The sequence below is a fragment of the Pseudomonas sp. ATCC PTA-122608 genome, assembly GCF_001952855.1.
GTDB lineage: Bacteria > Pseudomonadota > Gammaproteobacteria > Pseudomonadales > Pseudomonadaceae > Aquipseudomonas.
This window is the reverse complement of record NZ_LPNO01000018.1, coordinates 58,985-82,540: the sequence shown is the minus strand read 5'-3', so window position 1 is coordinate 82,540 and position 23,556 is coordinate 58,985. Positions and strand designations below refer to the sequence as shown.

The window sequence follows — 23,556 nt, the reverse complement described above, 5'->3', positions numbered from 1 at the left end:
TTTAAAGTTTATTCCGTTTTTACTGGCTGAGGTTTAGTTATGGTCGCATGCGTTCCTTATTTCTGCCAATGGGAATCCCGACTTTTGGCTGCCGATATAATTTCTGGCGAGAAGACGGTTTCTGAGGATCCGCTTTGGATAAACTCTGGAGCCCGATGCGTGGATGAGTATGCATTGTGGGCTAATCACTTATGTGGCATGGCCTGCCTTAAGATGCTTCTTGCCGCCAAGACGGGTCTCGTTCACTCAACGTTCAGCCTTCTGGAAAAGGCGTTGGCCTACGGAGCCTACGTAGTCGATGGCGAAAGTATCCATGGGATGATTTACGCGCCGGCGATTGAGATGTTAAATAAAGAATTTGGTCTGAAGGCACAGATTGTCACCGGTATCTCTGCGGAGGAGATCAAGCCGATGTTTACTGACGGTCATTTCTTTATTGCGTCTGTGCACCCTTCTATTCGATGGCCTGAGCAAGAGCCGCCAAAGAAAGGAGGTCATCTTGTATTGGTAACAGACGCAACTGACGACTTCCTGAAGTTTCATAACCCATCGGGTCATAACTCACATTCGCAGGAAAACGTCGTCATGAATGTTGAGTCCTTCGGAAGGTACTTTGCGGGTCGAGGAATCTTAATTAGATAAGAGTAGAAGTGGTTTTTGATAACGCCTGTCTGGGGTAGGCAGCTATAAGCTGCCATTCGATGGGCTTGTCAGTGCTTCCCGGGCATATCGATTCCCAGTTGGTTAACCCGTCGATACAAGGTCGCCCTGGAAATCCCCAGCGCCTGCGCCGCCGCCAGCGGCTTCCACCGATGCCGAATCAACGCATCCAGCACTAGCTGCCGTTCCGGACTCACGCTTTCCTGCTCTTCCACCGCAACCACCTCACCGCGAACTTCCACTGGCAAATCCGCCAATTGAAGCGTCCCGCCATCGCACACCGCACACGCATACGCCAACACATGCCGCAGTTGCCGCACATTCCCCGGCCAGGCATAGCCCAGCAGCAACTCCAGCGCCGCCGCTGCGATTCCCACGGCTACACCGTTGTGTCGCGCCTCCTGCTCCAGAAGCCGATTGATCAACGCCAGTTTGTCCGTGCGCTCGCGCAATGGCGGCACACAGAACCGCGCACAGCCCAACCGGAAATACAAATCCTCGCGAAAGCTTCCAGCACTCACCAGCGCCGCCAAATCCCGATGGCTGGCGCAGATCACCTGGATATCCACCGCACGGGTTTTTGCCCCGCCCAACGGAGCGACTTCACCTTCAGCCATCACCCGCAGCAGTCGCGTCTGCAACGCCAGTGGCATGTCGCCGATCTCGTCGAGAAACAACGTGCCGCCATCGGCCTGCAACAGCAGCCCGGTCATGCCCTTGCTGGAGGCACCGGTAAAGGCGCCGGCCACGTAGCCGAACAGTTCGCTCTCAATCAGGTTTTCCGGGATCGCCGCGCAGTTCACCGCCACAAAGGGGCCGTCGCGACGGGCGCTGCGTTCATGCAACTGGCGGGCAAACACTTCCTTGCCGGCACCGGTTTCGCCCTGGACCAGCACCGGCAGGTTGCGGTCCTTGACCCGCACGGCCAGGCGCAGATGCTCTTCAAAACGCGGGTCTATCTGATTGGCCAAGGACGTTACCGCCCGCGCCGCTTTACGCCGTGGCGCGCTGACCCGCACCTGCAACGCCCCCGGTTCGCCGAGCCAGTGCAATTGCTGCGTCGATTGATCGGTCACGGCGCGCAGCGCGTCCAGGTCAAACACTTCGCCGATATGCTCCGGCAACTGTCCGAAGCGCACCCTCAGGGCCTGCCGCGCCTTGCTGTTCAAGGCTTGCAGTCGCCCGTCCTGATCCCACGCCAGCAGCATGTCCGGCTGGCTGTCGACGTAACCCGGCGTGCTGTGGGCCTGCAACACCCAATGCTGCTGGGCGCTGTGCATGAAAAACGCGTTCTCGATGGCCCGTGCACTCTGCGCCACCATCTGCCGCACCAGGTGCTGGCTGCGCCGATCATCCGGGGACTTGAGGGCAGAGGCATCCATCACGCCCAGCAGGTTGCCCTGGGGATCGAAGATCGGTGCGGCAGAGCAGGTCAGGCCGATAAACGCCGCGCGAAAGTGGTCGCGCTTGTGCACGGTGACCGCGGCCTTGCTGGTCAGCACCGTGGCCACGCCGCAGGTGCCTTCCTCGGCTTCCGACCAGCAGGTGCCGAGGTACAGGCCGGCCTTGCGGCAGTCGTTACGAATGCCGGCGTCCACGCGATGGTCGATGGTCTGGCCCTGGGCGTCGGTGAGCATCACGCAGTAATCGGCGTGGCGCACCCGGTTATGAATCTGCCCGACTTCCTCACTGGCGATACGCATGAACAGCTCGGCGCGCTCGCGGCATTCCTTGAGCAGGGTGCTGGTGAGGATGCGCGGCCCTTGCAGGGAACCGGGGTCGAGGTGGTGCTGCTCCATGGAGCGGCGCCAGGAGTCAAAAATCAGCGACGGCACCGGCGCCTGGGGCAGGCGGTCGGCGTTGCGAACCACGCGGCTGACGCAGTCGACATGGTCCTTGGAGTTCACGGCGAGCATTGAAGCCTCCGGTTCTCGATCCTTGTTGTTATGCCCGCCATTAAGCGCCCATGGGCCGGGAGGAACAAGGGCGGCCTGACCAACTGCCCGAGGTGAGACGCAGCGTCTCATCCCGCCTGAGACGCTGCGGGCAGGTTGCAACGGCGCGTCTCATTGAACGGGCCACAGTGGCATGCCCGGGTCTTCCGGCAGCTGCTCTGGATCAAGGCTTTCCCAGGTTTTCCAGCGGATTGGCACAGGCCGTGCTGAGTGCCTTGCAGCTGGCCTGATCCAGCCTTTTGTGTGTCGAGACAACCTGGAGAACAACAAGATGTCCACTCACCTGTCCACCGATCAATTGCTCCATGCCTACACCGTGATGCGCACCATCCGTGATTTCGAAGAACGCCTGCACGTGGAATTCGCCACCGGCGAGATCCCCGGTTTCGTGCATTTGTATGCCGGCCAGGAAGCCAGTGCAGCCGGGGTCATGGCCCACCTCAACGATGAAGATTGCATCGCCTCCAACCATCGTGGCCACGGCCATTGCATCGCCAAGGGTGTGGATGTGTTCGGCATGATGGCCGAGATCTACGGCAAGAAAACCGGGGTGTGCGGCGGCAAGGGCGGCTCCATGCACATCGCCGACCAGGAGAAGGGCATGCTCGGCGCCAACGGCATTGTGGGGGCCGGTGCGCCGCTGGCAGCCGGTGCGGCCCTGGCCGCGAAACTAAAGGGCAGCGCGGGTGTGGCCGTGGCGTTTTTTGGCGACGGCGGCTCCAACGAGGGCGCTGTGTTTGAAGCCATGAACCTGGCCTCGATCATGAACCTGCCGTGCCTGTTCGTGGCCGAGAACAACGGTTATGCCGAAGCCACCGGGTCCGGCTGGTCGGTGGCCTGCAAGGACATTGCCGAGCGCGCCGTGGGCTTTGGCATGCCGGGCGTGATCGTCGATGGCAACGACTTTTTTGCCGTACACGCCGCCCTCGGCGTTGCGGTAGAGCGTGCCCGCAGCGGCAAAGGGCCGACGCTGGTGGAAGTCAAATTGAGCCGTTTCTACGGCCACTTCGAAGGCGATGCGCAAACCTATCGCGGCCCGGATGAAGTGAAGCACCTGCGGGAAACCGGCGACTGCCTGAGCCTGTTTCGCCAGCGTTGCACCGCCGAAGGCTGGCTCGACGCAGCGCAGTTCGAACGCATCGACACCGAAGTTGCGCAACTGATCGAAGACGCCGTGCGCCTGGCCAAGTCCGATCCAAAACCCCAGGCCGCCGACCTGCTCAGTGATGTCTACGTCGCCTACCGCTAACCGCCACCCACTACAAAAACAATCCGTGGAGAAGTCATCATGGCTAGAAAAATCAGCTATCAGCAGGCAATCAATGAAGCCCTGGCCCAGGAAATGCGCCGCGACCAGAGCGTGTTCATCATCGGCCAGGACGTGTCCGGCGGCACCGGCTCACCGGGTGAACAGGACGCCTGGGGCGGCGTGCTCGGCGTCACCAAGGGCCTGTATCCGGAATTCCCCGACCGCGTGCTCGACGCACCGCTCTCCGAGGTCGGCTACGTGGGCATGGCCGTCGGCGCGGCCACCCGTGGCATGCGCCCGGTGTGCGAATTGATGTTCGTCGACTTTATCGGCTGCTGCCTTGACCAGTTGCTCAACCAGGCGGCGAAGTTTCGCTATATGTTCGGCGGCAAGACCACCACACCGCTTGTAGTGCGCGCCATGTACGGCGCCGGCCTGCGTGCCGCCGCCCAGCATTCGCAGATGCTCACCTCGATGTGGACCCATATTCCCGGGCTCAAGGTGGTGTGCCCGGCCACGCCCTATGACGCCAAGGGCATGCTGATCCAGGCGATACGCGACAACGACCCGGTAATTTTCCTCGAACACAAAATGCTCTACAGCCTCCAGGGCGAAGTGCCGGAAGAGCTGTACACCGTGCCGTTCGGCGAAGCCAATTTCGTGCGTGAAGGCAATGACGTAACCCTGGTGACCTACGGGCGCATGGTGCATATCGCCCTGGAAGCCGCGGCCAACCTGGCGCGCCAAGGCATCGATTGCGAAGTGCTGGACCTGCGCACCACCAGCCCGCTGGACGAAGACAGCATCCTTGAAAGCGTCGAGAAAACCGGGCGCCTGGTGGTGATCGACGAATCCAATCCACGTTGTTCGATTGCCACGGACATCAGTGCATTGGTGGCGCAACGCGCGTTCAGCTTCCTGCGCGCGCCGATCGAAATGGTCACCGCGCCCCACACCCCGGTGCCGTTTTCCGATGCCCTGGAAGACCTGTACATCCCCAACGCGGCGAAGATCGAAGCTGCGGTGCTGAAGATTGCCGACAAGAGGAACGCCGCATGATCCATACACTGACCATGCCCAAGTGGGGGCTGTCGATGACCGAGGGCCGGGTTGATGTCTGGCTCAAGCAGCCGGGCGACCGGGTGGAAAAGGGCGAAGAAGTGCTGGATGTCGAGACCGACAAGATCTCCAGCAGCGTCGAGGCGCCGTTCAGCGGAGTGCTGCGGCGTGTGTTGGCCCAGAGCGATGAGACCTTGCCGGTGGGGGCATTGCTGGCAATCGTGGTGGAAGGCGAGGCCAGCGAGGCCGAGATTGATGGGGTGATCGAGGCGTTCCAGGCGGGGTTCGTTTCCAATGCTGCCGAGGCTGAAGCCAGCGGGCCATCGGCACATAAGGTCGAAGTGGGCGGGCGCTTGTTGCGCTATCTGGACCTCGGGGAGGGCGGCACACCGCTGGTGCTGATCCATGGTTTTGGTGGCGACCTGAATAACTGGCTGTTCAATCACCCGGTGCTCGCGGCTGAACGGCGGGTGATCGCGCTGGATTTGCCGGGGCATGGCGAGTCGGGCAAGTACCTGAAAGCCGGCGACCTCGAGGAGTTGAGTCAGGCGGTGTTGGCGCTGCTGGATCATCTGACGATTGACCGCGTGCACCTGGCGGGGCACTCGATGGGTGGGCTGGTTTGCCTGAACATCGCGCGATTGGCACCGCAGCGTGTGGTGTCGTTGACCCTGATTGCCAGCGCTGGCTTGGGTACGGAAATCAACGGTGATTACCTGCAAGGTTTTATCGAGGCCAATAATCGCAATGCACTCAAGCCGCAACTGGTGCAACTGTTCAGCGACCCGGCGCTGGTGACCCGGCAGATGCTTGAAGACATGCTCAAGTTCAAGCGTCTGGAGGGGGTGGATCAGGCGTTGCGCGAGATCACCGGGGCGTTGTTCAGTAGGGGTCGGCAGTTGGCGGACCTGCGCAATGTTGTCGGGCAGCAGCCGAGCCTGGTGATCTGGGGCAGTGAGGACGCAATTATTCCAGCGAGCCATGCCCAGGAACTGGAGGCTCAGGTGGAGATACTGCCGGGGCAGGGGCATATGGTGCAGCTGGAGGCGGCGGAGCGGGTGAATCAGTTGATGCTGGCGTTTCTCAAAACCCAAGCTTAGTGGAGATCAAAATGTGGGAGCGGGCTTGCTCGCGAAGGCGGTGTATCAGTGCCAGATTTATTGACTGACCCACCGCATTCGCGAGCAAGCCCGCTCCCACACAAGCCAGCTCCCACACTTACCTCTGGCGTTTCAGGGTCTCGCTGGGCAACTCCTGAAACAACGCCCGATAACTGTTTGAAAACCGCCCCAAATGCCAGAACGACCAATTCATCGCGACTTCCGCCACGGTGGTGTCCACTGACGGCGGGTTCAACAATTCCCGCCGTGCACTGTTCAACCGGCGCAACCTCAACCATTGCGCCGGGCTCATTCCGGTGTACGTCTTGAACCCCTGCTGCAACTGGCGCAACGGCACGCCGGCAATGCGCGCCAGCTCCAGCAGGTTGACGGTTTCATCCGGCACATCCGCCGCCCATTCGCCAATGCGCGCCATGATGATTCGCTCCTCGGTGCGCCGCTGCAATGAACCCTTGTCCAGGCACACGCAGGCGTTGTCGAGGATGAACAGGCAGTCGTCCAGGAGTTGTTGGGTGAGGGCATCACGACTTGGCGGGTCAAACGTGGCGGACAGTCGGGTCAACGTGCCGCTGAGCCAGCGACTGAACAAGGCGTTTTGCAGGGAGTTGAGCGGGGCCATGAACAACCCCTCCAACTTCGCCACATCCAGGCCATGGCGCTGGACGAACTGTGGCCCGAACACCACCGCCACTTCGCGGTAGTTTTCCGGGGTGATCCAGGTGTTGCGGCTTTCGCCATTGAGCACATACAGCGCGTTGTCGCTGCCATCGAAACAGAACGCCAGGGAGCCCGGTGGCGCGTTGAAGTTCTGCTCCACACGGGTGTTCATTCGCTCTTCATACACCTCGACACCTTGCAGGTCGAGGTAGCGGATCTGCCCGGCAAAATGCCCCGGGGACATCTGCTGGTACTGCTGCACCCAACCGGGTGTCGCACTGCATTGAGCGGCCACGTCACCGGTGGTGAAGGCCTGTACGCGCAAAGCTGTTGCCTGTGTCATGGGTGACCTGGGCGCACTCTATTGGTGCGTTGTGGTTGGTGCAAAGTGGATAGATGCCGTCGGACGGCTGGCCCAAGATAGACCTCAATGCGCGGCGAGGGAAGCCCGCGGCGCATCATCCAACCCATGACGAGGTCCTTATGAACGCCCCCTTCGATCAGCTGTCCGCCTGGCTGAAAGAACACAAGATTACCGAAGTCGAATGCGTGATCAGTGATTTGACTGGCATCGCACGCGGCAAGATTTCGCCCACCAACAAGTTCCTGCATGAGCGAGGCATGCGCCTGCCGGAGAGTGTGTTGCTGCAAACGGTAACCGGGGACTTTGTCGACGACGACATCTACTACGACCTGCTGGACCCGGCCGACATCGACATGATCTGCCGCCCGGTGTCCAACGCCACCTACGTGGTGCCATGGGCCATCGAGCCCACCGCCATCGTGATCCACGACACCTTCGACAAGCAGGGCAACCCCATCGAATTGTCGCCGCGCAACGTGCTGAAGAAAGTCCTGCAGCTTTATACCGATCAAGGCTGGCAGCCGATTGTTGCGCCGGAAATGGAGTTCTACCTGACCCAGCGCTGCGAAGACCCGGACCTGCCGCTGAAGACCCCGCTGGGCCGCTCCGGCCGCGCCGAAAGTGGCCGCCAATCGTTCTCCATCGATGCCGCCAATGAATTCGATCCGCTGTTCGAAGACGTCTACGACTGGTGCGAAGCCCAGGGCCTGGACCTCGACACGCTGATCCACGAAGACGGCCCGGCGCAGATGGAAATCAACTTCCGCCACGGCGATGCACTCGACCTGGCCGACCAGATCACAGTGTTCAAACGCACCCTGCGGGAGGCGGCGCTCAAGCACAACGTTGCCGCCACCTTCATGGCCAAACCCGTGGCCGACGAGCCCGGCAGCGCCATGCACCTGCACCAGAGCGTGGTGGAGATCGCCACCGGCAAGCAGGTGTTTGTCGATGAGCACGGCAACAAGAGCCAACTGTTCCTGAACCACATTGGCGGCTTGCAGAAGTACATCCCCAAGCTGCTGCCGATGTTTGCGCCCAACGTGAACTCATTCCGCCGTTTCCTGCCGGACACCTCGGCGCCGGTCAACGTGGAGTGGGGCGAAGAAAACCGCACCGTCGGCCTGCGCGTACCGAGCTCCAGCCCCGACGCCATGCGCGTGGAAAACCGCCTGCCGGGCGCCGACGCCAACCCGTACCTGGCCATCGCCGCCAGCCTGCTGTGCGGCTACCTCGGCATGATCGAAAAGGTCGAGCCCAGCGCCCCGGTGGAAGGCCGCGCCTACGAGCGGCGCAACCTGAGGCTGCCGATCACCATCGAAGACGCCCTGGCGCGCATGGAAGAGTGCGACACCGTCAAGCAGTACCTGGGGGACAAGTTTGTGCGCGGCTACGTCGCGGTCAAGCGCGCCGAACACGAGAACTTCAAGCGGGTGATCAGCTCCTGGGAACGTGAGTTCCTGCTGCTGAGCGTCTGAGAAACCACACTAAAAAAACCATAGGGGTGTCGATATGCGTCTGGTGAAAAAGCTACTCCCGCTGGCCTTGGCGGCGTTGTTCAGCAGCGCGGGCCACGCCGCGCAGACGGTCAGTGTGTACAACTGGACCGACTACATCGGTGAGACCACCTTGGCCGACTTCCAGGCCAAGACCGGGATCAAGGTGATCTACGACGTGTTCGACTCCAACGAAACCCTGGAAGGCAAACTGCTTGCCGGCCGTACCGGCTACGACGTGGTGGTGCCGTCCAACCACTTCCTGGCGCGCCAGGTCAAAGCCGGTGCGTTCCTCAAGCTGGACCGCTCGCAGCTGCCCAACTTCAAGAACCTCGACCCCAAGCTGCTCAAGCTGCTGGAGAAAAACGACCCGGGCAACGAGCACTCGGTGCCATACCTGTGGGGCACCAACGGCATCGGCTACAACGTGGACAAGGTCAAGCAGGTGCTGGGCATCGACCATATCGATTCCTGGGCCGTGCTGTTCGAACCAGAGAACATCAAGAAGCTGCACGAGTGCGGCGTAGCGTTCCTCGACTCGGCGGATGAACTGTTCCCGGCGATCCTCAACTACATGGGCAAGGACCCGCGCAGCGAGAATCCCGAGGACTACAAACAAGCCGAAGCCAAGCTGCTGACCCTGCGGCCGTACATCACCTATTTCCATTCCTCCAAGTACATCTCGGACCTGGCCAACGGTGATATCTGCGTCGCCTTCGGTTATTCCGGCGACGTGTTCCAGGCGGCCAACCGCGCCAAGGAAGCCAAGAACGGCGTGAACATCGCCTACTCGATTCCCAAGGAAGGCAGCAACCTGTGGTTCGACCTGCTGGCCATCCCGGCAGACGCGGCCAACCCGAAAGCGGCCCATGCTTTTATCAACTACTTGCTGGACCCTGAAGTGATCGCCAAGGTCAGCGCCAGCGTCGGCTACGCCAACCCGAACCCGGCGGCCAAGGCCTTCATGGCGCCGGAGCTGGTGAACAACCCTGAGATCTACCCGTCCCAGGAAGTGCTCGAAAAACTTTATATTTCCACCACCCCGACGCCTGCCGTCATGCGCTTGATGACGCGGTCCTGGAGCAAAGTGAAGACCAACAAATGAACCGTTCCTCGTCCGACCACGCTCGTTCCTATTACCTGGCTTCGGCCAACGCCATGCCTCAGCGCCCAACGCTGGGGGCTGACCTGACGGCCGATGTGTGTGTGATCGGTGGTGGATTCACCGGCGTCAATACCGCCATCGAATTGGCCCAGCGTGGGCTATCGGTGATTTTGCTGGAGGCCCGGCGGATTGGCTGGGGTGCCAGTGGGCGCAATGGCGGGCAGTTGATTCGCGGGATTGGGCATGACGTATCGGGCTTTGCCAAGTACGTGGGTGAGGAGGGCGTGCGTTACCTGCAGCAGGCCGGGATCGACTCGGTGGCGCTGGTGGGGGAGCGGATTCGCGAGCACGGGATTGACTGTGACCTGCGCTGGGGGTTTTGTGAGTTGGCGAATACGCCGGCGCAGTTCGCGGCGTTTCAGGGGGAGCTGGAAAGCCTGGCTACCTTGGGGTATGCGCCTGAAACCCGGCTGGTGGCGCCGCAGGATATGGCGCAAGTCGTGGGCTCAGGTATGTATGCCGGTGGTTTGGTGGACATGGGGTCCGGGCATTTGCATCCGCTGAACCTGGTGTTGGGGGAGGCGGCTGTGGCCGAATCACTTGGGGTGCGGATCTTTGAAAACAGCCAGGTGCTGGAGTTGGTTCATGGCGATACGGTGCAAGTGCGTTGCGAGTTTGGCACGGTGCGCGCTGGCAGTCTGGTGTTGGCGTGTAATGCGCATTTGGAAGAGCTGGAGCCGAAGTTGAGTGGCAAGGTGCTGCCGGCGGGGAGCTATATCATTGCGACCGAGCCGCTGTCGGTTGGGGTGGCTGATCAGTTGATTCCGCAGAATCTGGCGTTGTGTGATCAGAAAGTGGGGTTGGATTATTACCGGCTTTCGGCGGATCGACGGTTGTTGTTTGGGGGGGCTTGTCATTATTCGGGGCGTGATCCGGTGGACATCGCGGGGTATATGCGGCCGAAGATGCTCAAGGTTTTTCCGCAACTGGTGGATACGGCGATTGAGTTTCAGTGGGGGGGGAAGATTGGGATTACGGCTAACCGGTTTCCGCAGGTGGGGCGGTTGAAGCAGCACGCGAATGTGTTTTATGCCCAGGGGTATTCGGGGCATGGGTTGAACGTGACTCACTGGTGTGCGCGGTTGTTGGCCGAGGGGATTCAGGCTGGGCAGAGTCGGGGGTTGGATATTTTCAGTCAGGTGCCGCATATGACGTTTCCTGGGGGGAAGGTGTTGCGTTCGCCGCTGTTGGCGTTGGGGATGTTGTGGTATCGGGTGCGGGAGATGGTGGGGTGATTGGTTGTGTACATATCCGTTTTTTCGGTAACGGCCACTTAGGGTTCCGCTCTTACAGCGGGTCACTTTTGAAAAGCGCAAAAGTAACCAAAACGCTCTGCCCCGCCTGTCGGCGCCTCGCTGTGGCTCGGCGTTCCCTCACTCCGGCATTGCTCCGCGGGCCGCCGCGACGGGCCATCCATGGCCCGGCGCGGCTAAACCGGCGTCCTGCCGGTTTACCCGCTCCTCAATACCTGCGTTCGGCCTCGGGCTGAATGGGGCAGTCAGATCAAAATCAAAAGCAGATCAAAAGCAGAGCACAGCGGCCTCCCGGCCGGCTTGAGTGTTAGAAGCAGAGGCAAGATCGAGAGCGAAAGCAGAGCTGCTTTTCTGTGGGAGCGGGCTTGCTCGCGAAAAACCTGAGGGCGCCGCGTTCATTCAGAATGCCCGCGTCATCGTTAACGGCCTTCGCGAGCAAGCCCGCTCCCACATTTGGACCGTGCCCGCTTTAGCTTCTGATCTTGCTGTTGCTGTTGCTTCACCACACTCAAGCCGGCCTGTAGGCCGCTGTGCCCTTGATCTGCTGTTGATCTTGATCTTAGGCGCCCCGTTAAACCACGCTGGCCGAACGCAGGCTTTGGAGCGTGGGTAACCCGGCAGGACGCCGGGTTAGCCGCGCTGGGCCAAGGATGGCCCATCGCGGCGGCCCACGCTCCAAAGCCGGAGTGCGGGCACACCGAGCCTAGGCGAGGTGCCGAGTGGTGGGGCAAGAGCGTTTTGCTTACTTTTGCGCTGTTCAAAAGTGAGCCGCTGTAAGAGCGGAACCAATATCAGCCATCACCCAAATAACGGATATTCACCCCCAAAGCCTACCGCTCAATCGACCGACTCCACCGCGCATTCCACTCGGGCCGCGCCTGGTTCACCTGATCCCAATCAATCGAAATCGCCGTCTGCAAATAACTGTTCATCGCCTCCACCCGAGCCCGGGTTTTGTCGGTAGTCGGCGTCGTAGGATTCGAAGGAATCTGATCCCCCAACTCCAAAGCCGGCGCCTGCGCCTCTGCAGTCAACAAAAACTGCGCCAGTTTCTGCGCCAACTCCGGCTGGTCATTACGCGCAATCACACACTCCGCTACGTTCAACACCACCGCCCCTTCCTTGGGCTGCGCATACTCCATCGGCACACCCAACAACTGCTGCGTGGTCACCTGCGTCGGCGTCAGCGGAAAGATCGCCGCCTCATCCGTCTGCACCATCTCGGAAATCTTCGCCGAGCTGGCGATGTACTCCAGCACATTCGGCCCAACCGTCTTCGGCCAAGCCTTGAACCCCGGCTCCACGTTGGTCTCGCTACCCCCCTGAATCCGGTTGAACATCAGGAAACCATGCAACCCAAATGTGGAGGAGGCCAGGGACTGAAACACCACCTTGTCCTTGAACCGTGGATCCGCCAGGTCCATCCACGACGTCGGCGGCGCCCAGCCCTTTTCCTTGAACATCTTGGCGTTGTAACCCAACCCGGTCACCCCGAGCGTCACCGCAACCGCTTCTTCCTTGATCTTGGCCTTGGCCGGAATCTGATCCAGGGTCGGGTTAGGCGTGAGCTTCTCGCACAACCCCATGGAGATGGCGCGGTACATGATGCCGTCGTCGAGGAACATCACGTGCATCTGCGGGTTGTCCTTGTTGGCCTGCACCTTGGCCAGGATGTCCGACGAGGTGCCTGGCACGATCACTACCTTGACGTTGTTGGCTTTCTCGAATGCGGGCAGCACCTTGTCGGCGTAGACCCGTTCCATGGTCCCGCCGTTCATGCCCAGGTACAGCGTCGGTGCGGCATGGGCCGCCGTGCTCAACAGGGCGAGGGACAGGCAAGACAGCGCAGTACGTTTGATCATGTGCATAAATCTTCCTCTCAGGCTTGGAAACGACGGATGGAAAATGCTTCGATGGGCTGCCGGCTGGCCCCCGTGCAGACGATTTCTGCCAGGGCTTCACCGACCGCAGGGCCGAGCTGGAACCCGGCGCCGGCAAAGCCGAAACCGTGAAGCAGGCCGGGTTGGGTGCTGCTGTCGCCGATCACCGGTTCGTGGTCGGGTAGGTAACCTTCGGTGCCGCTCCAGGTGCGAATTGCCTGGGCACCTTTGAGGAACGGGTACAACTCGCCGGCGTTGCGCAGAATCTCCAGCACCGCCGCTTGCCCCGGCCGGGCTTGTTGCGGGCCCAGCGCAAAGCCGCGACCGCCACCGAGGATGCAATTGCCCCGGGCAACCTGCCGCGCATAGATTCCGCCGCCTTCGACGCCGGTGCTCACGTCCATCACCACCGGCAACGGCTCGGTCACCAGCATCGCCGGGTGCGCCGAGGTCATCGGCACCGGTTCGCCAAATTGCGCGGCCACGGTACTGGCCCAGGCGCCGGCGCAGTTCAACAGCCAGCGGGCTTGCAGCTGCACACCATTGGCACAGCGCACCTGAAACAGCTGGCCGTCATGTTCAACCTGGGTGACTTCGGTTTGCTCCATCACCCTCGCACCGTGGCGTTGCGCGGCGCGGGCAAAGGCGGGGGAGACCAGGCGCGGATTGGCGTGGCCGTCTTCGGGGCATAACGAAGCGCCGACCGCCACATCACCCACCCACGGAAAACGCGCCCGCAATTGAGCGTGATCCAGCATTTGCAATCCCAGCCCAAAGCCCCGAGTGGCGTCGGCGTAAACCTGCAAGGCGGCCAGGTCCTCGTGACTGCGGGCCAGTTTCAAATGCCCGGAGCGCACGTATTCGCCATCGATCCCAATCAGCCCCGGCAAGTCGGACCACAGCTCATGGGCACGTTGCGATAACGGCAACTGATGCAATGGCCGCCCCTGGCGTCGCACGCCGCCATAGTTAACACCGCTGGAGTGCGAGCCACAAAAGTCCCGCTCCACCAGCACCACGCGTCGACCTTTCTGCGCCAGCATCAAGGCCGCTGAAGCGCCGACAATCCCACCGCCCAACACGATCACTTCGCTGTCGATCATGGCTGCACCTCCACGCCAAACGGCAAGGGTTTGATCGGTGCCTGGCCCCGTAGGCGGCCAACGTTTTGAATCTCGCGCCCACTGCGTTCGGCAATGATTTCTGCCGTTGCGAGCCCACACATCCGGCCCTGGCAACGGCCCATGCCAACCCGGCAATGGGCCTTGACCCGGTTCACTTCCCAGTGGCCTTCATCCACCACCGCGCGTACTTCGCCGACACTGACTTCTTCGCAACGGCACAGGATCAATTCGTCCGGGGCTCCAGCGGCCCATTTTTCAGGGAACGGGAAGGCGGTTTCCAGGCCGTGGCGAAAACGTTGGATGCTCGCCAATTGCTTTTTCAGCACCGCGGGCCGGCGAGAGTCGATGGCAACGCCGGTGTCTTCCAGCAAGGCCAACGCCGCTCGCTCGCCCGCCATTTGCGCCGCATCGGCGCCCATGATTCCTGCACCGTCGCCAGCCAGATACACGCCCGCGACACTGCTACGCCCGGCCGCATCTCGCTGGGGCAACCAGGCGCGGTTCAATGCATTCCAGGCAAATTCACAGCCGAGTAAATCCGCCAGTTGGGTCTCGCTACGCAGGGCATGGGCGAAGGCCACGGCATCACAGGCGATTTCCTGTTGATCCCAGTGGATGCCCGTCACTCGTTGCTCGCCGCCGATGTGCGACAGCGTTGCCCCTTGATGCACCGGGATGCCATGGGCCGTGAGCCAGGTGCGGTAGTACAAACCCTTGGCCAGGGTCGCCGGCTGGCCGAGCAATGCCGGCAAGGCGCGGCATTGGGCGCTGAATGGCGCACTGTCGAGTACCGCCACCACCTTGGCCCCGGCCTTGGCGTACTGATACGCCACCAGGTACAGCAACGGGCCGCTGCCGCAAAACGCCACGCGCTCGCCGATGGCGCAGCCTTGATACTTCAGTGCGATTTGCGCCGCGCCAAGGCTGTACACGCCGGGCAGCGTCCAGCCCGGCACCGGCAGGATGCGGTCGGTGGCGCCCGTGGCGACGATGATTTGCGCGTACTCGATGCTCTCGGCGTGGCCGTTATTGAGCATGTCCAGACGGCCATTTTCCGCGTTCCACACCAGGGTTTCAGGCCGGTAGTCAACAAGCGTGGCCAGCTCATCCATGGTGCGATGCAGCACCGTCGCCTTGCCCGCTTCGAAGCCATACAACTGCTTGGCCGAGCGCTGGAAGTTCGCCGGCTGGCGCCGATAAATCTGGCCGCCACCGCGCAGGCTCTCGTCCACCAACACCGGGGTTACGCCATGGTCCAGCAAGGTCCGGGCTGCGGTAATGCCCGCCGGGCCTGCGCCTACTATCACCACTGTCTTCATGCCTGGCGCCCCGGATCACGGCGAATCGCCTGGCCGTCTTCGAGCAAGGTCGAACACGCGCGCACCCGGCGACCGTCCTCAAGCCGTACCCAGCAATCCTGGCAGGCGCCCATCAGGCAGAAACCGGCGCGGCGTTCGGCGCTGAAATCACTGCCCCGCAGGTGCTCGGCGCAGGTCAGTACGGCGGTCAGCAAGGTGTCCCCAAGCAAGCCCGTGGCAGGCTGCCCGTCGAGGGTGAAGGTGAGGGTGGGCCGCTCGGTCTCGGCCAGTCGTTTGAACAGCGCCATCAATGCTTCCCTACCAAAACGCGATCCAGGCCGTAGACCCGGTCCAGCAGAATCATCGCCGCCGCTGTCAACCCGATCACCAGTGCCGACACGGCCGCCATCATCGGGTCGATGGATTCGGTGGCGTACACGTACATGCGCACCGGCAAGGTTTGGGTGGCCGGCGAGCTGACAAAGATCGACAGGGTCACTTCATCGAAACTGTTGATGAACGCCAGCAACCAGCCGCCGGCCACGCCGGGCAAAATCATCGGCAAGGTGATCTGGCGAAACAGGGTGAAGCGGCTGGCGCCGAGGGATTCGGCAGCCTGCTCGGCGCTGCGGTCAATGCCGATGGCGGCCGCCAATACCAGGCGCAGTACGTAAGGCGTGATGATCACCACGTGGGCCAGCATCAACCAGGTGAAGCTGCCGTTGACGCCCATCATTGCGAACAGCCGCAGCATCGCCACCCCCAGCACCAGGTGCGGGATGATGATCGGCGAGAGGAACAGCGCACTGAAGAAGTTGCGGCCGGGGAACTGGTAGCGACTGATTGCCAGGGCCGCCGGCACCGCAATCAAGGTCGCCAAGCTGGCGGCCACGAACGCCAGGACCAGGCTGTTATAGAACGCCTGGATAAAGTCGGCGCGTTCAAACACCGCATGAAACCAGCGCAGGGAGAAGCCCGACGTCGGCAGGCTCAAGGTGTTTTCCGGGGTGAAGGCCACCAGGCACACCACCACCAGCGGCGCCATCATGAACAGCACCACCAGGCCGTGAAAGCCCAGGGCCAAAGGACCGTTTCTGGACATCGTCTTATACTCCCAGGGACTTTTTGTAGCGGCCTTCGACCATGCGGTTCCAGCTCAGCATGATCAGCAAGTTGACTAACAGCAGCACCACCGCGATGGTCGCGCCCATGGGCCAGTTGAGTTCCGAGAGGTATTGGTCGTAGACCACCGTGGCGACCATCTTCAGCCGGCGCCCGCCCAGCAGGCCGGGGATCGCGAAGGAGCTGGCGGCCAGGCCAAACACGATCAGGGTGCCGGAGAGCACGCCGGGCATTACCTGTGGCAACACGATCTTGCGCATCACCGTGGCCTGGCTGGCACCCAGGGACAGCGCCGCCTGTTCCGCCGACGGGTCGAGCTTTTGCAGGGAGGTCCACACCGGGATGATCATGAACGGCAGCATCACGTGCACCAGTGCGATGATCACCGCGAATGAGGTGTAGAGCAGCTTCACCGGTTTGCCACCGAGGGCCTGGATCACCTGGTTCACCAGACCATCGGCACCCAGCAGCAGGCTCCAGCCAAACGCCCGCACCACTACTGAAATCAGCAGCGGGGTGAGGATCAGGATCAGGAAGATCGAGCGCCACGGCGTGCCCATGCGGCTGAGAATGTAGGCCTCGGGCACCCCGATCACTACGCACAGCAAGGTCACCAGGGCACTGATCCAGAAGGTGCGCCAGAAGATCTCGTAGAAGTAAGAATCGCTGAACAGCGACAGGTAGTGGGCGAAGGTCCACTCATCGGCCTTCACCCCCACCTGGTAATCGAACACGTTGAACGACAGCACCAACGTCAGGCCCAGGGGCAGGATCAGCAGCCCGAAAAACAATACCAGCGCCGGCAACGACAACAGGTAGCCACGGCTCATGCGCGCACCTCATCGGCGGCCAGCACCCGCAGCAGGCTCGACTCCCAGTCCAGGCCTACCGCTGCGCCGCAACCCAACGGCGCACTGCCGTCGTTGCGGCGGACCACGGTCAGCTCGCCGATCTGGGTCTTGATGCGGTACAGCCATTGGCTGCCGAAGAAATAGCTGTCGAGGATCTTGCCTTGCAGGCGCCCTGAGCCGGCGGCCACCAGGTCGATTTTTTCCGGGCGCAGGCTCAGGGTCAGTTCACCGCTGCCTGGTTCGAAGCGCACTTGCGGCGCGCCGAGTTGATCGAAATCGCCCGCCAGCAGGTTGGCCTTGCCGACAAAGTCCGAGATAAAGCGCGTGCGCGGGTGTTCATAGAGTTTGTACGGTGCGTCGATCTGGGTGACGCGCCCGGCCTGCATCACCACCACCCGGTCGCTGATGGACAACGCTTCGGCCTGGTCGTGGGTGACCATCAAGGTGGTGATTCCGACTTCGCACTGGATGCGGCGGATTTCGAACTGCATCTCTTCCCGCAAATTGGCGTCGAGGTTCGACAGCGGCTCGTCCAGCAGCAACACCGGCGGCTCGATCACCAGGGCACGGGCCAGGGCCACGCGCTGGCGCTGGCCGCCGGAGAGTTCCCGCGGGTAGCGCTCGGCGTGAGGGGTCAGGCGCACCAGTTCCAGCACGGTCTTGACTCTGCTTGCGATCTCGCCGGCGGGCACCTTGCGCATCTTCAGGCCGAAGGCGACGTTGTCGCGCACGCTCATATGGGGGAACAGCGCGTAGCTCTGGAACACCACGCCGAGGCCACGGCTGGCGGGTTTGGCGTGGGTGATGTCGCGACCATCGAGGAGGATCTGCCCACCGGTGACGTCGACGAAGCCGGCGATCATTTGCAAGGTGGTGGTCTTGCCGCAGCCCGAAGGGCCGAGCAGGGACACGAATTCGCCTTTTTCCACCGCAAGATCAGTGGCGACCACCGCGTCGACGGCGCCGTAGCGTTTGCTCAAGGCGTTGAGTTGGAGAAAAGCCATGTCTGCGTTCCACCTTTTTGAGTCGCGTCGAAACGCGCTTTTTTGTTTTGGGCAGATGCGAAAAGGGTGTTGCGGGTGCGTTGGCGCTCGATCTTGAGTCGGCTGCCGTTAGTTGTTCATTTCGCCCCTGTGGACGCAGATTAGGGCGAAAGACTAGGATGGCGGAAGATGGAATTTCACTGAATAGAGTACTTTTTTCAGTTTCATTCACTGATCAGAATTTAGTGTGAGATATCGGCTTATGGATTCCACTGAGCGGAATGAAAGTGTCAAGGAAGTCGGCGCCGGTGGCGTCTCCCGATTGTTTGCATTGCTGCGCATCCTCGGCGCGGCACCGGACGGTGGTGAACGGGTGACGCAACTGGCGCAGCAGGTGGGGTTGTCGCAACCTACCACCCACCGACTGCTGCGCAGCCTGATGGACGAGGGCATGGTGGAGCAGGATGCGCGCAGCAAGCGCTACCGGCTGAGCCTGGAGTTCTTCGCGCTGGCGGCGAACGCGGGCAACACCGGCAACCTGCGGGACCTGGTGCGGCCGAGCATGTTGCGCCTCAGTGCGTCGCTGGGGGATTCATTGTTCCTGCTGGCGCGCAGCGGCTTTGATGCGATCTGCCTGGACCGCAGTGAAGGGCCGTACCCGATCCGTACCTTTACCGGTGACATCGGCGGGCGCGTGGCGCTGGGGGTGGGGCAGGGCAGCCTGGCGATCCTGGCGTTCCTACCGGAGGAAGAGCGCGAGACAGTGATCCGCTACAACTTGCCACGGCTTAAGGATTTTCATCTGTACGACGAGGTGTTTTTACGCTCGGAGGTAGAGAGCGTGCGGCAGTTGGGGTATGCGGCGCGCAATACCGGAGTGCTGGAGGGTATGGCCGGGTTGGCGGTGCCGATCCTGGACCGCAATGGGCATGCGGTGGCGGCGTTGAGTGTGGCGACCATCAGTGACCGGCTGGGGCCGGGGAGGTTGCCGACGGTGGTTGAATTGCTCAAACGGGAAGCGGCGGCGATCGGGCCGAAGATCAATCCGTTTGATCCGACGTTGAGGCGGCCTTCACAGATCTTCGGTGGGTAGGTAATACCAGTAACGACACAGATCAACTGTGGGAGCGGGCTTGCTCGCGAATGCGGTGTATCAGTAAAAAATTTGGTGACTGACACACCGCATTCGCGAGCAAGCCCGCTCCCACATTTTAGACCGTGGCCATCTGTGGGATCCGGGTTGGACTCATCGCCGCCATCGCCACCGAAGTCGCCGCCGTCCTGGTCTCTACCCCCAACTTCACATACACATGCTCCAGATGCTTGTTCACCGTCCTCGGGCTCAACCCGAGAATGTCGCCAATATCCCGATTGGTCTTGCCACACGCCACCCAGCGCAACACCTCGACTTCCCGCTCCGTCAGCTGAAACCGCGCCGACAACAGCTTATGCGCCGGCTCATCCTCCAGGGTGATCACGCTCGGCTGCGTCGCCGCCCGCGCCGACAACAGAATCCGCGAGGTACGCAAATGCGCCGCCACCCGTGCCAGCACCTCATCCGTCTGGATCGGCTTGGTCACGTAGTCACTCCCGCCCACCTCAAACCCCTGCACCACATGTTTGCTGTCGGTCAGCCCGGTCATGAACACCACGGGAATGTCCGCGCTGGCCGGTTGTGCCTTGAGCCGGCGGCAGGTTTCAAAGCCGTCCAGGCCGGGCATCACCGCGTCCAGCAGGATCAAGTCCGGGCGCCGGCGTTGCACGCGGTTCAGCGCGCTGAGGCCGTCCAGCGCCACCAGCACCATGTAGCCGGCGTCGTCCAGGGCGTCGGAGAGCATGGCCAGGTTGTCCGGGGTGTCGTCGACAATCAGCACCACGCCGGGCTCAGCGCTGTGGGTCAAGGCATTCATCTTCGGCCTCCTTCAGGATTCGGTTGAGTTCTTCCAGGCGAAAGCTTTTCAGCAGCGCCCGGAGCTTGTTGATGAACGGTGCGGTGCCTGGGCTTTCCAGCACGATGGCGTCGAGCTTTTCATGCAAACCACGCACATAGCCGATGGCGTTCAATTCGGCGAGCACGGCGAGTTCTTCAGCGCTGGGTAGCGCACCCTCTGTAGCGACCGGCGCGGCGATCGGTGTCCGGCGGCGCAGCCACTGCAAATCCAGGTGCAGTTGCACGCGCCCGAGCAGTTCCGGAGTGCGCACCGGCTTGGCCAGGTAGTCGTTGCAGGCGCCGGCGATACTGCGTTCGCGGTCGTCGGTGAAGGCGTTGGCGGAGATGATGATAATGGGCGCGGTGGACAGCGCGTTACGCCGGATCAGCCTGCTGGTTTCCCAACCGTCCATGGTCGGCATCGACAGGTCCATCAGGATCAGGTCCGGCGACAGCAGCGCCACCTGGCGGATCGCCTCCTGGCCGTTACTCGCCTGGGCGACTTCGAAGCCCAGGGGCGTGAGCATGCCGCTGAGCACCTTGCGATGGTCCACGTGGTCGTCCACCACCAGGATGCGCCGCCGTTCGCCGTGGTAGCCGATGATGTCGTGTTCAACATGCACCACGGCCTGCGGCACCCGGACCTGGGACAGGAACAGCCGCACCTGGAAGCAGGTGCCCTTGTCCAGTTCGCTGACCACCCGTAATTCGCCGCCCATCAACGAGGTCAGCATGCGCGTGATGGTCAAGCCGAGACCTACGCCTTTGTCCTGGCGCATCAGGTCGCCACGTTCAAACGGCTGGAAAATCCGCTCGATCTGCTCCGGGTCAATGCCGATGCCGGTGTCGATGATCTCGAAGTTGGCGGTCTCGCGCATATAGCTGACCCGCAGGCGCACCTCGCCGCTGTCGGTGAAGTTGATCGCATTGCCCAGCAGGTTGATCAGGATCTGCCGCACACGTTTTTCATCGCCACGCACCACGGCGGGAATCTTGCCCACGCAGTCCAGGCGAAAGCGCAGGCCCTTGTCTTCGGCCTGGGGGGTAAACATTTGTTCCAGGTCGTGGATCAGTTCCGGGAAGGGGATTTCGGTGAGTTCCAGGCGCAACTTGCCGGCCTCGATCTTCGCCACGTCCAGCAGGCCGTCGATCAGCGACAGCAGGTGCGAGCCGCTGCGCAGGATGGTCGCCAGGGCATCCTGGTGCTGCTCGGGCATGGCGCTGTCACGCTGCAGAATCTGGGTGAAACCGAGGATGCTGTTGAGGGGCGTGCGCAGTTCGTGGGACAGCCCGGTAACGTAGCGACTCTTGGCTGCGTTCGCCGCTTCCGAGGCTTCCTTGGCTTGTTGCAGGGCCTGGTCGGTGAGGCTGTGGGCAGCGATCTCCTGCATCAGCAGCGAGGTTTGCCGGTCGGATTCTTCCCGGGCGACCCGCCGGCTTTCGCGGGTGAGTACCACCCACCAGGCGAGTACGGCGGCCAATACCGAGAGCGTCAGGAAGGCCTTGAAAAACGCCTGGTACAAGGTCTGCGAATGGGGCAAACCCTGGGCGGCCTGCATATAGATCAGCGCCAGTGCTCCGGCGAGCATCAGTACCAGCGCCATTAACAATCCGAGGTAATGCGCCAGTCGGGTATGCAGGCGCGGCACCAACGTCGTCGGCAGCAACCAGCGCAACACGCCTTCGAACTGGCTGGCCAGCCGCGCGTGGGGTTTGCAGCGGTCGCCGCAACGCGCATCCAGGGAGCAACAGAGCGAGCAGATCGGTGTGCTGTAGGCCGGACAGAACGCCATGTCGGCAGTTTCAAACGGGTTGCTGCACAGCCCGCAGATCACCAGCCCGCTGCCGGGTTGTGGATGAATCAACTGCGCTTCGCTGCTGCGGGCAATGTAGTAGCGGCCTTTGGTCAGCCATGCCAGCAGCGGCGCCATGACCAGTGCGGTGCCCAGTGCGACAAACGGTGGCGCGGCCTGGGCCAGGGCACCGAACAGGCCGAAGTGGGCGAGGATCGACAGCAGCGAGGCAACCAGCATCGAGCCTACGCCCACCGGGTTGATGTCGTAGAGGTGCGCGCGCTTGAATTCGATGTGCTTGGGCGACAGGCCCAGGGGCTTGTTGATCACCAGGTCGGCCACCAGGGTGCCGATCCACGCGATGGCGATGTTGGCGTAGAGCCCCAGCACCTGCTCGATCACGTCGAACACCCCCAGCTCCATCAGCATCAAGGCGATTGCCACGTTGAACACCAGCCACACCACGCGGCCGGGGTGGCTGTGGGTCACGCGGGCGAAGAAGTTCGACCAGGCCAGGGAGCCGGCATAGGCGTTGGTCAGGTTGATCTTCATCTGCGAGATGAACACGAACAGCACCATCGCCCCCAAGGCCCATTCGGGAGAGGAGAACACATAGCCGAAGGCGACGAGGTACATCTGGGTCGGCTCGGCGGCGCGCTCCATGGGGATTTCATGTTGCAGGGCAAGAAAGGCCAGGAACGCGCCAGCGAACATCTTCAACGCGCCCGGCACGATCCAGCCGGGCCCGGCGCACAACAGCGCGGCCCACCAGCGCTTGCGATTGGCGGCGGTTTTTTCCGGGAGGAAGCGCAGGTAGTCCACCTGTTCGCCGATTTGCGTAACCAGGGACAGCGCCACGGTGCAGGCGGCGCAGAACGACAACAGGTTGAAGTCACCGCCGTCGCTGCTGCGGCCGACGAAGCTGGTCCAGTCGCTGAAGGCTTCGGGGTTTTTCCACAATACAAAGCCGTAAGGCAGCACCAACAGCACCAGCCACAGCGGTTGGGTCCAGAGTTGCAGGCGGCTGATCAGGGTTACGCCATAGGCCACCAGCGGGATCACCAGCACCGAGCAGATGACATAGGCGATGGCCAGCGGGATATGGAAATACAACTCCAGGGCCAGGGCCATGATCGCCGCTTCGAGGGCGAAGAACAGGAAGGTGAAGCTGGCGTAGATCAGCGAGGTGATGGTCGAACCGATGTAACCGAAGCCTGCGCCACGGGTCAGCAGGTCCATGTCCACGCCATAGCGGGCGGCGTAGTAGCTGATGGGCAGGCCGGTGAGGAAGATCACCAGGCTGATGGCGAGGATCGCCCAGAAGGTGTTGGTGAACCCGTAGCTTAAGGCCAACACCCCGCCGATGGCCTCCAGCGCGAGGAACGACACCGCGCCCAAGGCGGTGTTGGCGATGCGCAGTTCCGACCATTTGCGGAAGGACTTCGGGGTGTAGCGCAGGGCGTAGTCTTCCATGGTCTCGTCGGCGACCCAGGAGTTGTAGTCGCGGCGAATCTTGACGATGCGCTGGGTGCCGGGGAGGGGATGCACGGTGGGTGGCTCCAGGAAGTGGGCAAGGTTGGATGAGCAAGTTCCATG

Annotated in this window: 19 protein-coding genes; 8 read left to right on the top strand and 11 right to left on the bottom strand. The window is 62.0% G+C overall.

The annotated features are described in order from the left end of the window. Nucleotides 1–159 precede the first annotated feature (159 nt). Nucleotides 160–642 (top strand): C39 family peptidase, encoded by a 483-nt coding sequence (locus AU074_RS17340; RefSeq protein ID WP_218191622.1) that lies wholly within the window; start codon nt 160–162, stop codon nt 640–642. 68 nt (nt 643–710) lie between these two features. Here AU074_RS17340 and AU074_RS17335 read toward each other — a convergent pair whose 3' ends face one another. Next, nucleotides 711–2,576, bottom strand: a complete 1,866-nt coding sequence (locus AU074_RS17335; protein WP_076015755.1) for a sigma-54-dependent Fis family transcriptional regulator — start codon at nt 2,574–2,576, stop codon at nt 711–713. A gap of 310 nt (nt 2,577–2,886) precedes the next feature. Between AU074_RS17335 and AU074_RS17330 the strand changes: the two genes are divergently transcribed. From AU074_RS17330 to AU074_RS17320, 3 genes are read left to right on the top strand one after another with little or no spacing between them, the layout of a single operon-like run. Continuing rightward, on the top strand, nt 2,887–3,864 hold the full coding sequence (locus AU074_RS17330; protein ID WP_076015754.1) for a thiamine pyrophosphate-dependent dehydrogenase E1 component subunit alpha: 978 nt from the start codon (nt 2,887–2,889) through the stop codon (nt 3,862–3,864). A gap of 39 nt (nt 3,865–3,903) precedes the next feature. Next, nucleotides 3,904–4,923 (top strand): alpha-ketoacid dehydrogenase subunit beta, encoded by a 1,020-nt coding sequence (locus tag AU074_RS17325; protein ID WP_076015753.1) that lies wholly within the window; start codon nt 3,904–3,906, stop codon nt 4,921–4,923. Continuing rightward, on the top strand, nt 4,920–6,023 hold the full coding sequence (locus AU074_RS17320) for an acetoin dehydrogenase dihydrolipoyllysine-residue acetyltransferase subunit (RefSeq protein WP_076015752.1): 1,104 nt from the start codon (nt 4,920–4,922) through the stop codon (nt 6,021–6,023). Before AU074_RS17325 ends, AU074_RS17320 begins: the two co-directional genes overlap by 4 nt. 118 nt (nt 6,024–6,141) lie before the next feature. Here AU074_RS17320 and AU074_RS17315 read toward each other — a convergent pair whose 3' ends face one another. Next, a complete protein-coding gene (locus tag AU074_RS17315) occupies nt 6,142–7,044 on the bottom strand; it encodes a helix-turn-helix domain-containing protein (protein WP_076015751.1) in 903 nt (300 codons plus the stop codon). Between the two features lie 140 nt (nt 7,045–7,184). Here AU074_RS17315 and AU074_RS17310 point away from each other — a divergent pair, with 140 nt between their 5' ends. The 3 genes from AU074_RS17310 to AU074_RS17300 are packed head-to-tail and all read left to right on the top strand — an operon-like array spanning nt 7,185 to nt 10,961. Next, nucleotides 7,185–8,543 carry a glutamine synthetase family protein gene (locus tag AU074_RS17310; protein WP_003219154.1) on the top strand — a complete coding sequence of 453 codons (1,359 nt, stop codon included), beginning with the start codon at nt 7,185–7,187 and terminating at the stop codon, nt 8,541–8,543. A 34-nt stretch (nt 8,544–8,577) separates the two neighbouring features. Next, complete coding sequence (locus AU074_RS17305; protein WP_076015750.1) at nt 8,578–9,666, top strand: polyamine ABC transporter substrate-binding protein; 1,089 nt, start codon at nt 8,578–8,580, stop codon at nt 9,664–9,666. After that, nucleotides 9,663–10,961: an FAD-binding oxidoreductase gene (locus AU074_RS17300; RefSeq protein WP_076015749.1), complete on the top strand. Its 1,299-nt coding sequence runs from the start codon at nt 9,663–9,665 to the stop codon at nt 10,959–10,961. The genes AU074_RS17305 and AU074_RS17300 overlap by 4 nt, the downstream gene beginning before the upstream one ends. 848 nt (nt 10,962–11,809) lie before the next feature. On the opposite strand, the gene AU074_RS17280 is transcribed toward AU074_RS17300, so the two are convergent. Genes AU074_RS17280 through AU074_RS17250 form a run of 7 tightly spaced genes read right to left on the bottom strand, consistent with a single transcriptional unit; the run spans nt 11,810 to nt 18,258 of the window. After that, nucleotides 11,810–12,841, bottom strand: a complete 1,032-nt coding sequence (locus AU074_RS17280; RefSeq protein ID WP_003218283.1) for an ABC transporter substrate-binding protein — start codon at nt 12,839–12,841, stop codon at nt 11,810–11,812. 17 nt (nt 12,842–12,858) lie between these two features. Then, complete coding sequence (locus AU074_RS17275) at nt 12,859–13,962, bottom strand: FAD-binding oxidoreductase (RefSeq protein ID WP_076015748.1); 1,104 nt, start codon at nt 13,960–13,962, stop codon at nt 12,859–12,861. Further along, nucleotides 13,959–15,302: an NAD(P)/FAD-dependent oxidoreductase gene (locus AU074_RS17270; protein WP_076015747.1), complete on the bottom strand. Its 1,344-nt coding sequence runs from the start codon at nt 15,300–15,302 to the stop codon at nt 13,959–13,961. Before AU074_RS17270 ends, AU074_RS17275 begins: the two co-directional genes overlap by 4 nt. Next, a complete protein-coding gene (locus AU074_RS17265; protein ID WP_076015746.1) occupies nt 15,299–15,589 on the bottom strand; it encodes a (2Fe-2S)-binding protein in 291 nt (96 codons plus the stop codon). Before AU074_RS17265 ends, AU074_RS17270 begins: the two co-directional genes overlap by 4 nt. Then, entirely contained in the window at nt 15,589–16,383 is a 795-nt protein-coding gene (locus tag AU074_RS17260) for an ABC transporter permease (RefSeq protein WP_063028849.1), read from the bottom strand. Before AU074_RS17260 ends, AU074_RS17265 begins: the two co-directional genes overlap by 1 nt. Nucleotides 16,384–16,387: 4 nt before the next feature. Then, complete coding sequence (locus tag AU074_RS17255; protein ID WP_003218273.1) at nt 16,388–17,233, bottom strand: ABC transporter permease; 846 nt, start codon at nt 17,231–17,233, stop codon at nt 16,388–16,390. Next, on the bottom strand, nt 17,230–18,258 hold the full coding sequence (locus AU074_RS17250) for an ABC transporter ATP-binding protein (protein ID WP_076015745.1): 1,029 nt from the start codon (nt 18,256–18,258) through the stop codon (nt 17,230–17,232). Before AU074_RS17250 ends, AU074_RS17255 begins: the two co-directional genes overlap by 4 nt. Before the next feature lie 241 nt (nt 18,259–18,499). Here AU074_RS17250 and AU074_RS17245 point away from each other — a divergent pair, with 241 nt between their 5' ends. Continuing rightward, nucleotides 18,500–19,330 (top strand): IclR family transcriptional regulator, encoded by an 831-nt coding sequence (locus AU074_RS17245; RefSeq protein ID WP_076015744.1) that lies wholly within the window; start codon nt 18,500–18,502, stop codon nt 19,328–19,330. 118 nt (nt 19,331–19,448) lie between these two features. Here the strand turns inward: AU074_RS17245 and AU074_RS17240 are convergent, their stop codons facing one another. Both AU074_RS17240 and AU074_RS17235 read right to left on the bottom strand, forming a co-directional pair. Further along, nucleotides 19,449–20,147: a response regulator gene (locus AU074_RS17240; RefSeq protein WP_008430557.1), complete on the bottom strand. Its 699-nt coding sequence runs from the start codon at nt 20,145–20,147 to the stop codon at nt 19,449–19,451. Next, on the bottom strand, nt 20,122–23,508 hold the full coding sequence (locus AU074_RS17235; RefSeq protein WP_076015743.1) for an ATP-binding protein: 3,387 nt from the start codon (nt 23,506–23,508) through the stop codon (nt 20,122–20,124). Before AU074_RS17235 ends, AU074_RS17240 begins: the two co-directional genes overlap by 26 nt. Nucleotides 23,509–23,556 lie beyond the last annotated feature (48 nt).

Excerpts from the sequence above, each read along its gene's own strand:
- AU074_RS17315 (WP_076015751.1), bottom strand. The coding sequence starts at position 7,044 with ATGACACAGGCAACAGCTTTGCGCGTACAGGCCTTCACCACCGGTGAC.
- AU074_RS17280 (WP_003218283.1), bottom strand. The coding sequence starts at position 12,841 with ATGATCAAACGTACTGCGCTGTCTTGCCTGTCCCTCGCCCTGTTGAGC.
- AU074_RS17255 (WP_003218273.1), bottom strand. The coding sequence starts at position 17,233 with ATGAGCCGTGGCTACCTGTTGTCGTTGCCGGCGCTGGTATTGTTTTTC.
- AU074_RS17320 (WP_076015752.1), top strand. The coding sequence starts at position 4,920 with ATGATCCATACACTGACCATGCCCAAGTGGGGGCTGTCGATGACCGAG.
- AU074_RS17330 (WP_076015754.1), top strand. The coding sequence starts at position 2,887 with ATGTCCACTCACCTGTCCACCGATCAATTGCTCCATGCCTACACCGTG.
- AU074_RS17260 (WP_063028849.1), bottom strand. The coding sequence starts at position 16,383 with ATGTCCAGAAACGGTCCTTTGGCCCTGGGCTTTCACGGCCTGGTGGTG.
- AU074_RS17275 (WP_076015748.1), bottom strand. The coding sequence starts at position 13,962 with ATGATCGACAGCGAAGTGATCGTGTTGGGCGGTGGGATTGTCGGCGCT.
- AU074_RS17305 (WP_076015750.1), top strand. The coding sequence starts at position 8,578 with ATGCGTCTGGTGAAAAAGCTACTCCCGCTGGCCTTGGCGGCGTTGTTC.
- AU074_RS17240 (WP_008430557.1), bottom strand. The coding sequence starts at position 20,147 with ATGAATGCCTTGACCCACAGCGCTGAGCCCGGCGTGGTGCTGATTGTC.
- AU074_RS17265 (WP_076015746.1), bottom strand. The coding sequence starts at position 15,589 with ATGGCGCTGTTCAAACGACTGGCCGAGACCGAGCGGCCCACCCTCACC.
- AU074_RS17300 (WP_076015749.1), top strand. The coding sequence starts at position 9,663 with ATGAACCGTTCCTCGTCCGACCACGCTCGTTCCTATTACCTGGCTTCG.
- AU074_RS17270 (WP_076015747.1), bottom strand. The coding sequence starts at position 15,302 with ATGAAGACAGTGGTGATAGTAGGCGCAGGCCCGGCGGGCATTACCGCA.
- AU074_RS17245 (WP_076015744.1), top strand. The coding sequence starts at position 18,500 with ATGGATTCCACTGAGCGGAATGAAAGTGTCAAGGAAGTCGGCGCCGGT.
- AU074_RS17325 (WP_076015753.1), top strand. The coding sequence starts at position 3,904 with ATGGCTAGAAAAATCAGCTATCAGCAGGCAATCAATGAAGCCCTGGCC.
- AU074_RS17310 (WP_003219154.1), top strand. The coding sequence starts at position 7,185 with ATGAACGCCCCCTTCGATCAGCTGTCCGCCTGGCTGAAAGAACACAAG.
- AU074_RS17250 (WP_076015745.1), bottom strand. The coding sequence starts at position 18,258 with ATGGCTTTTCTCCAACTCAACGCCTTGAGCAAACGCTACGGCGCCGTC.
- AU074_RS17335 (WP_076015755.1), bottom strand. The coding sequence starts at position 2,576 with ATGCTCGCCGTGAACTCCAAGGACCATGTCGACTGCGTCAGCCGCGTG.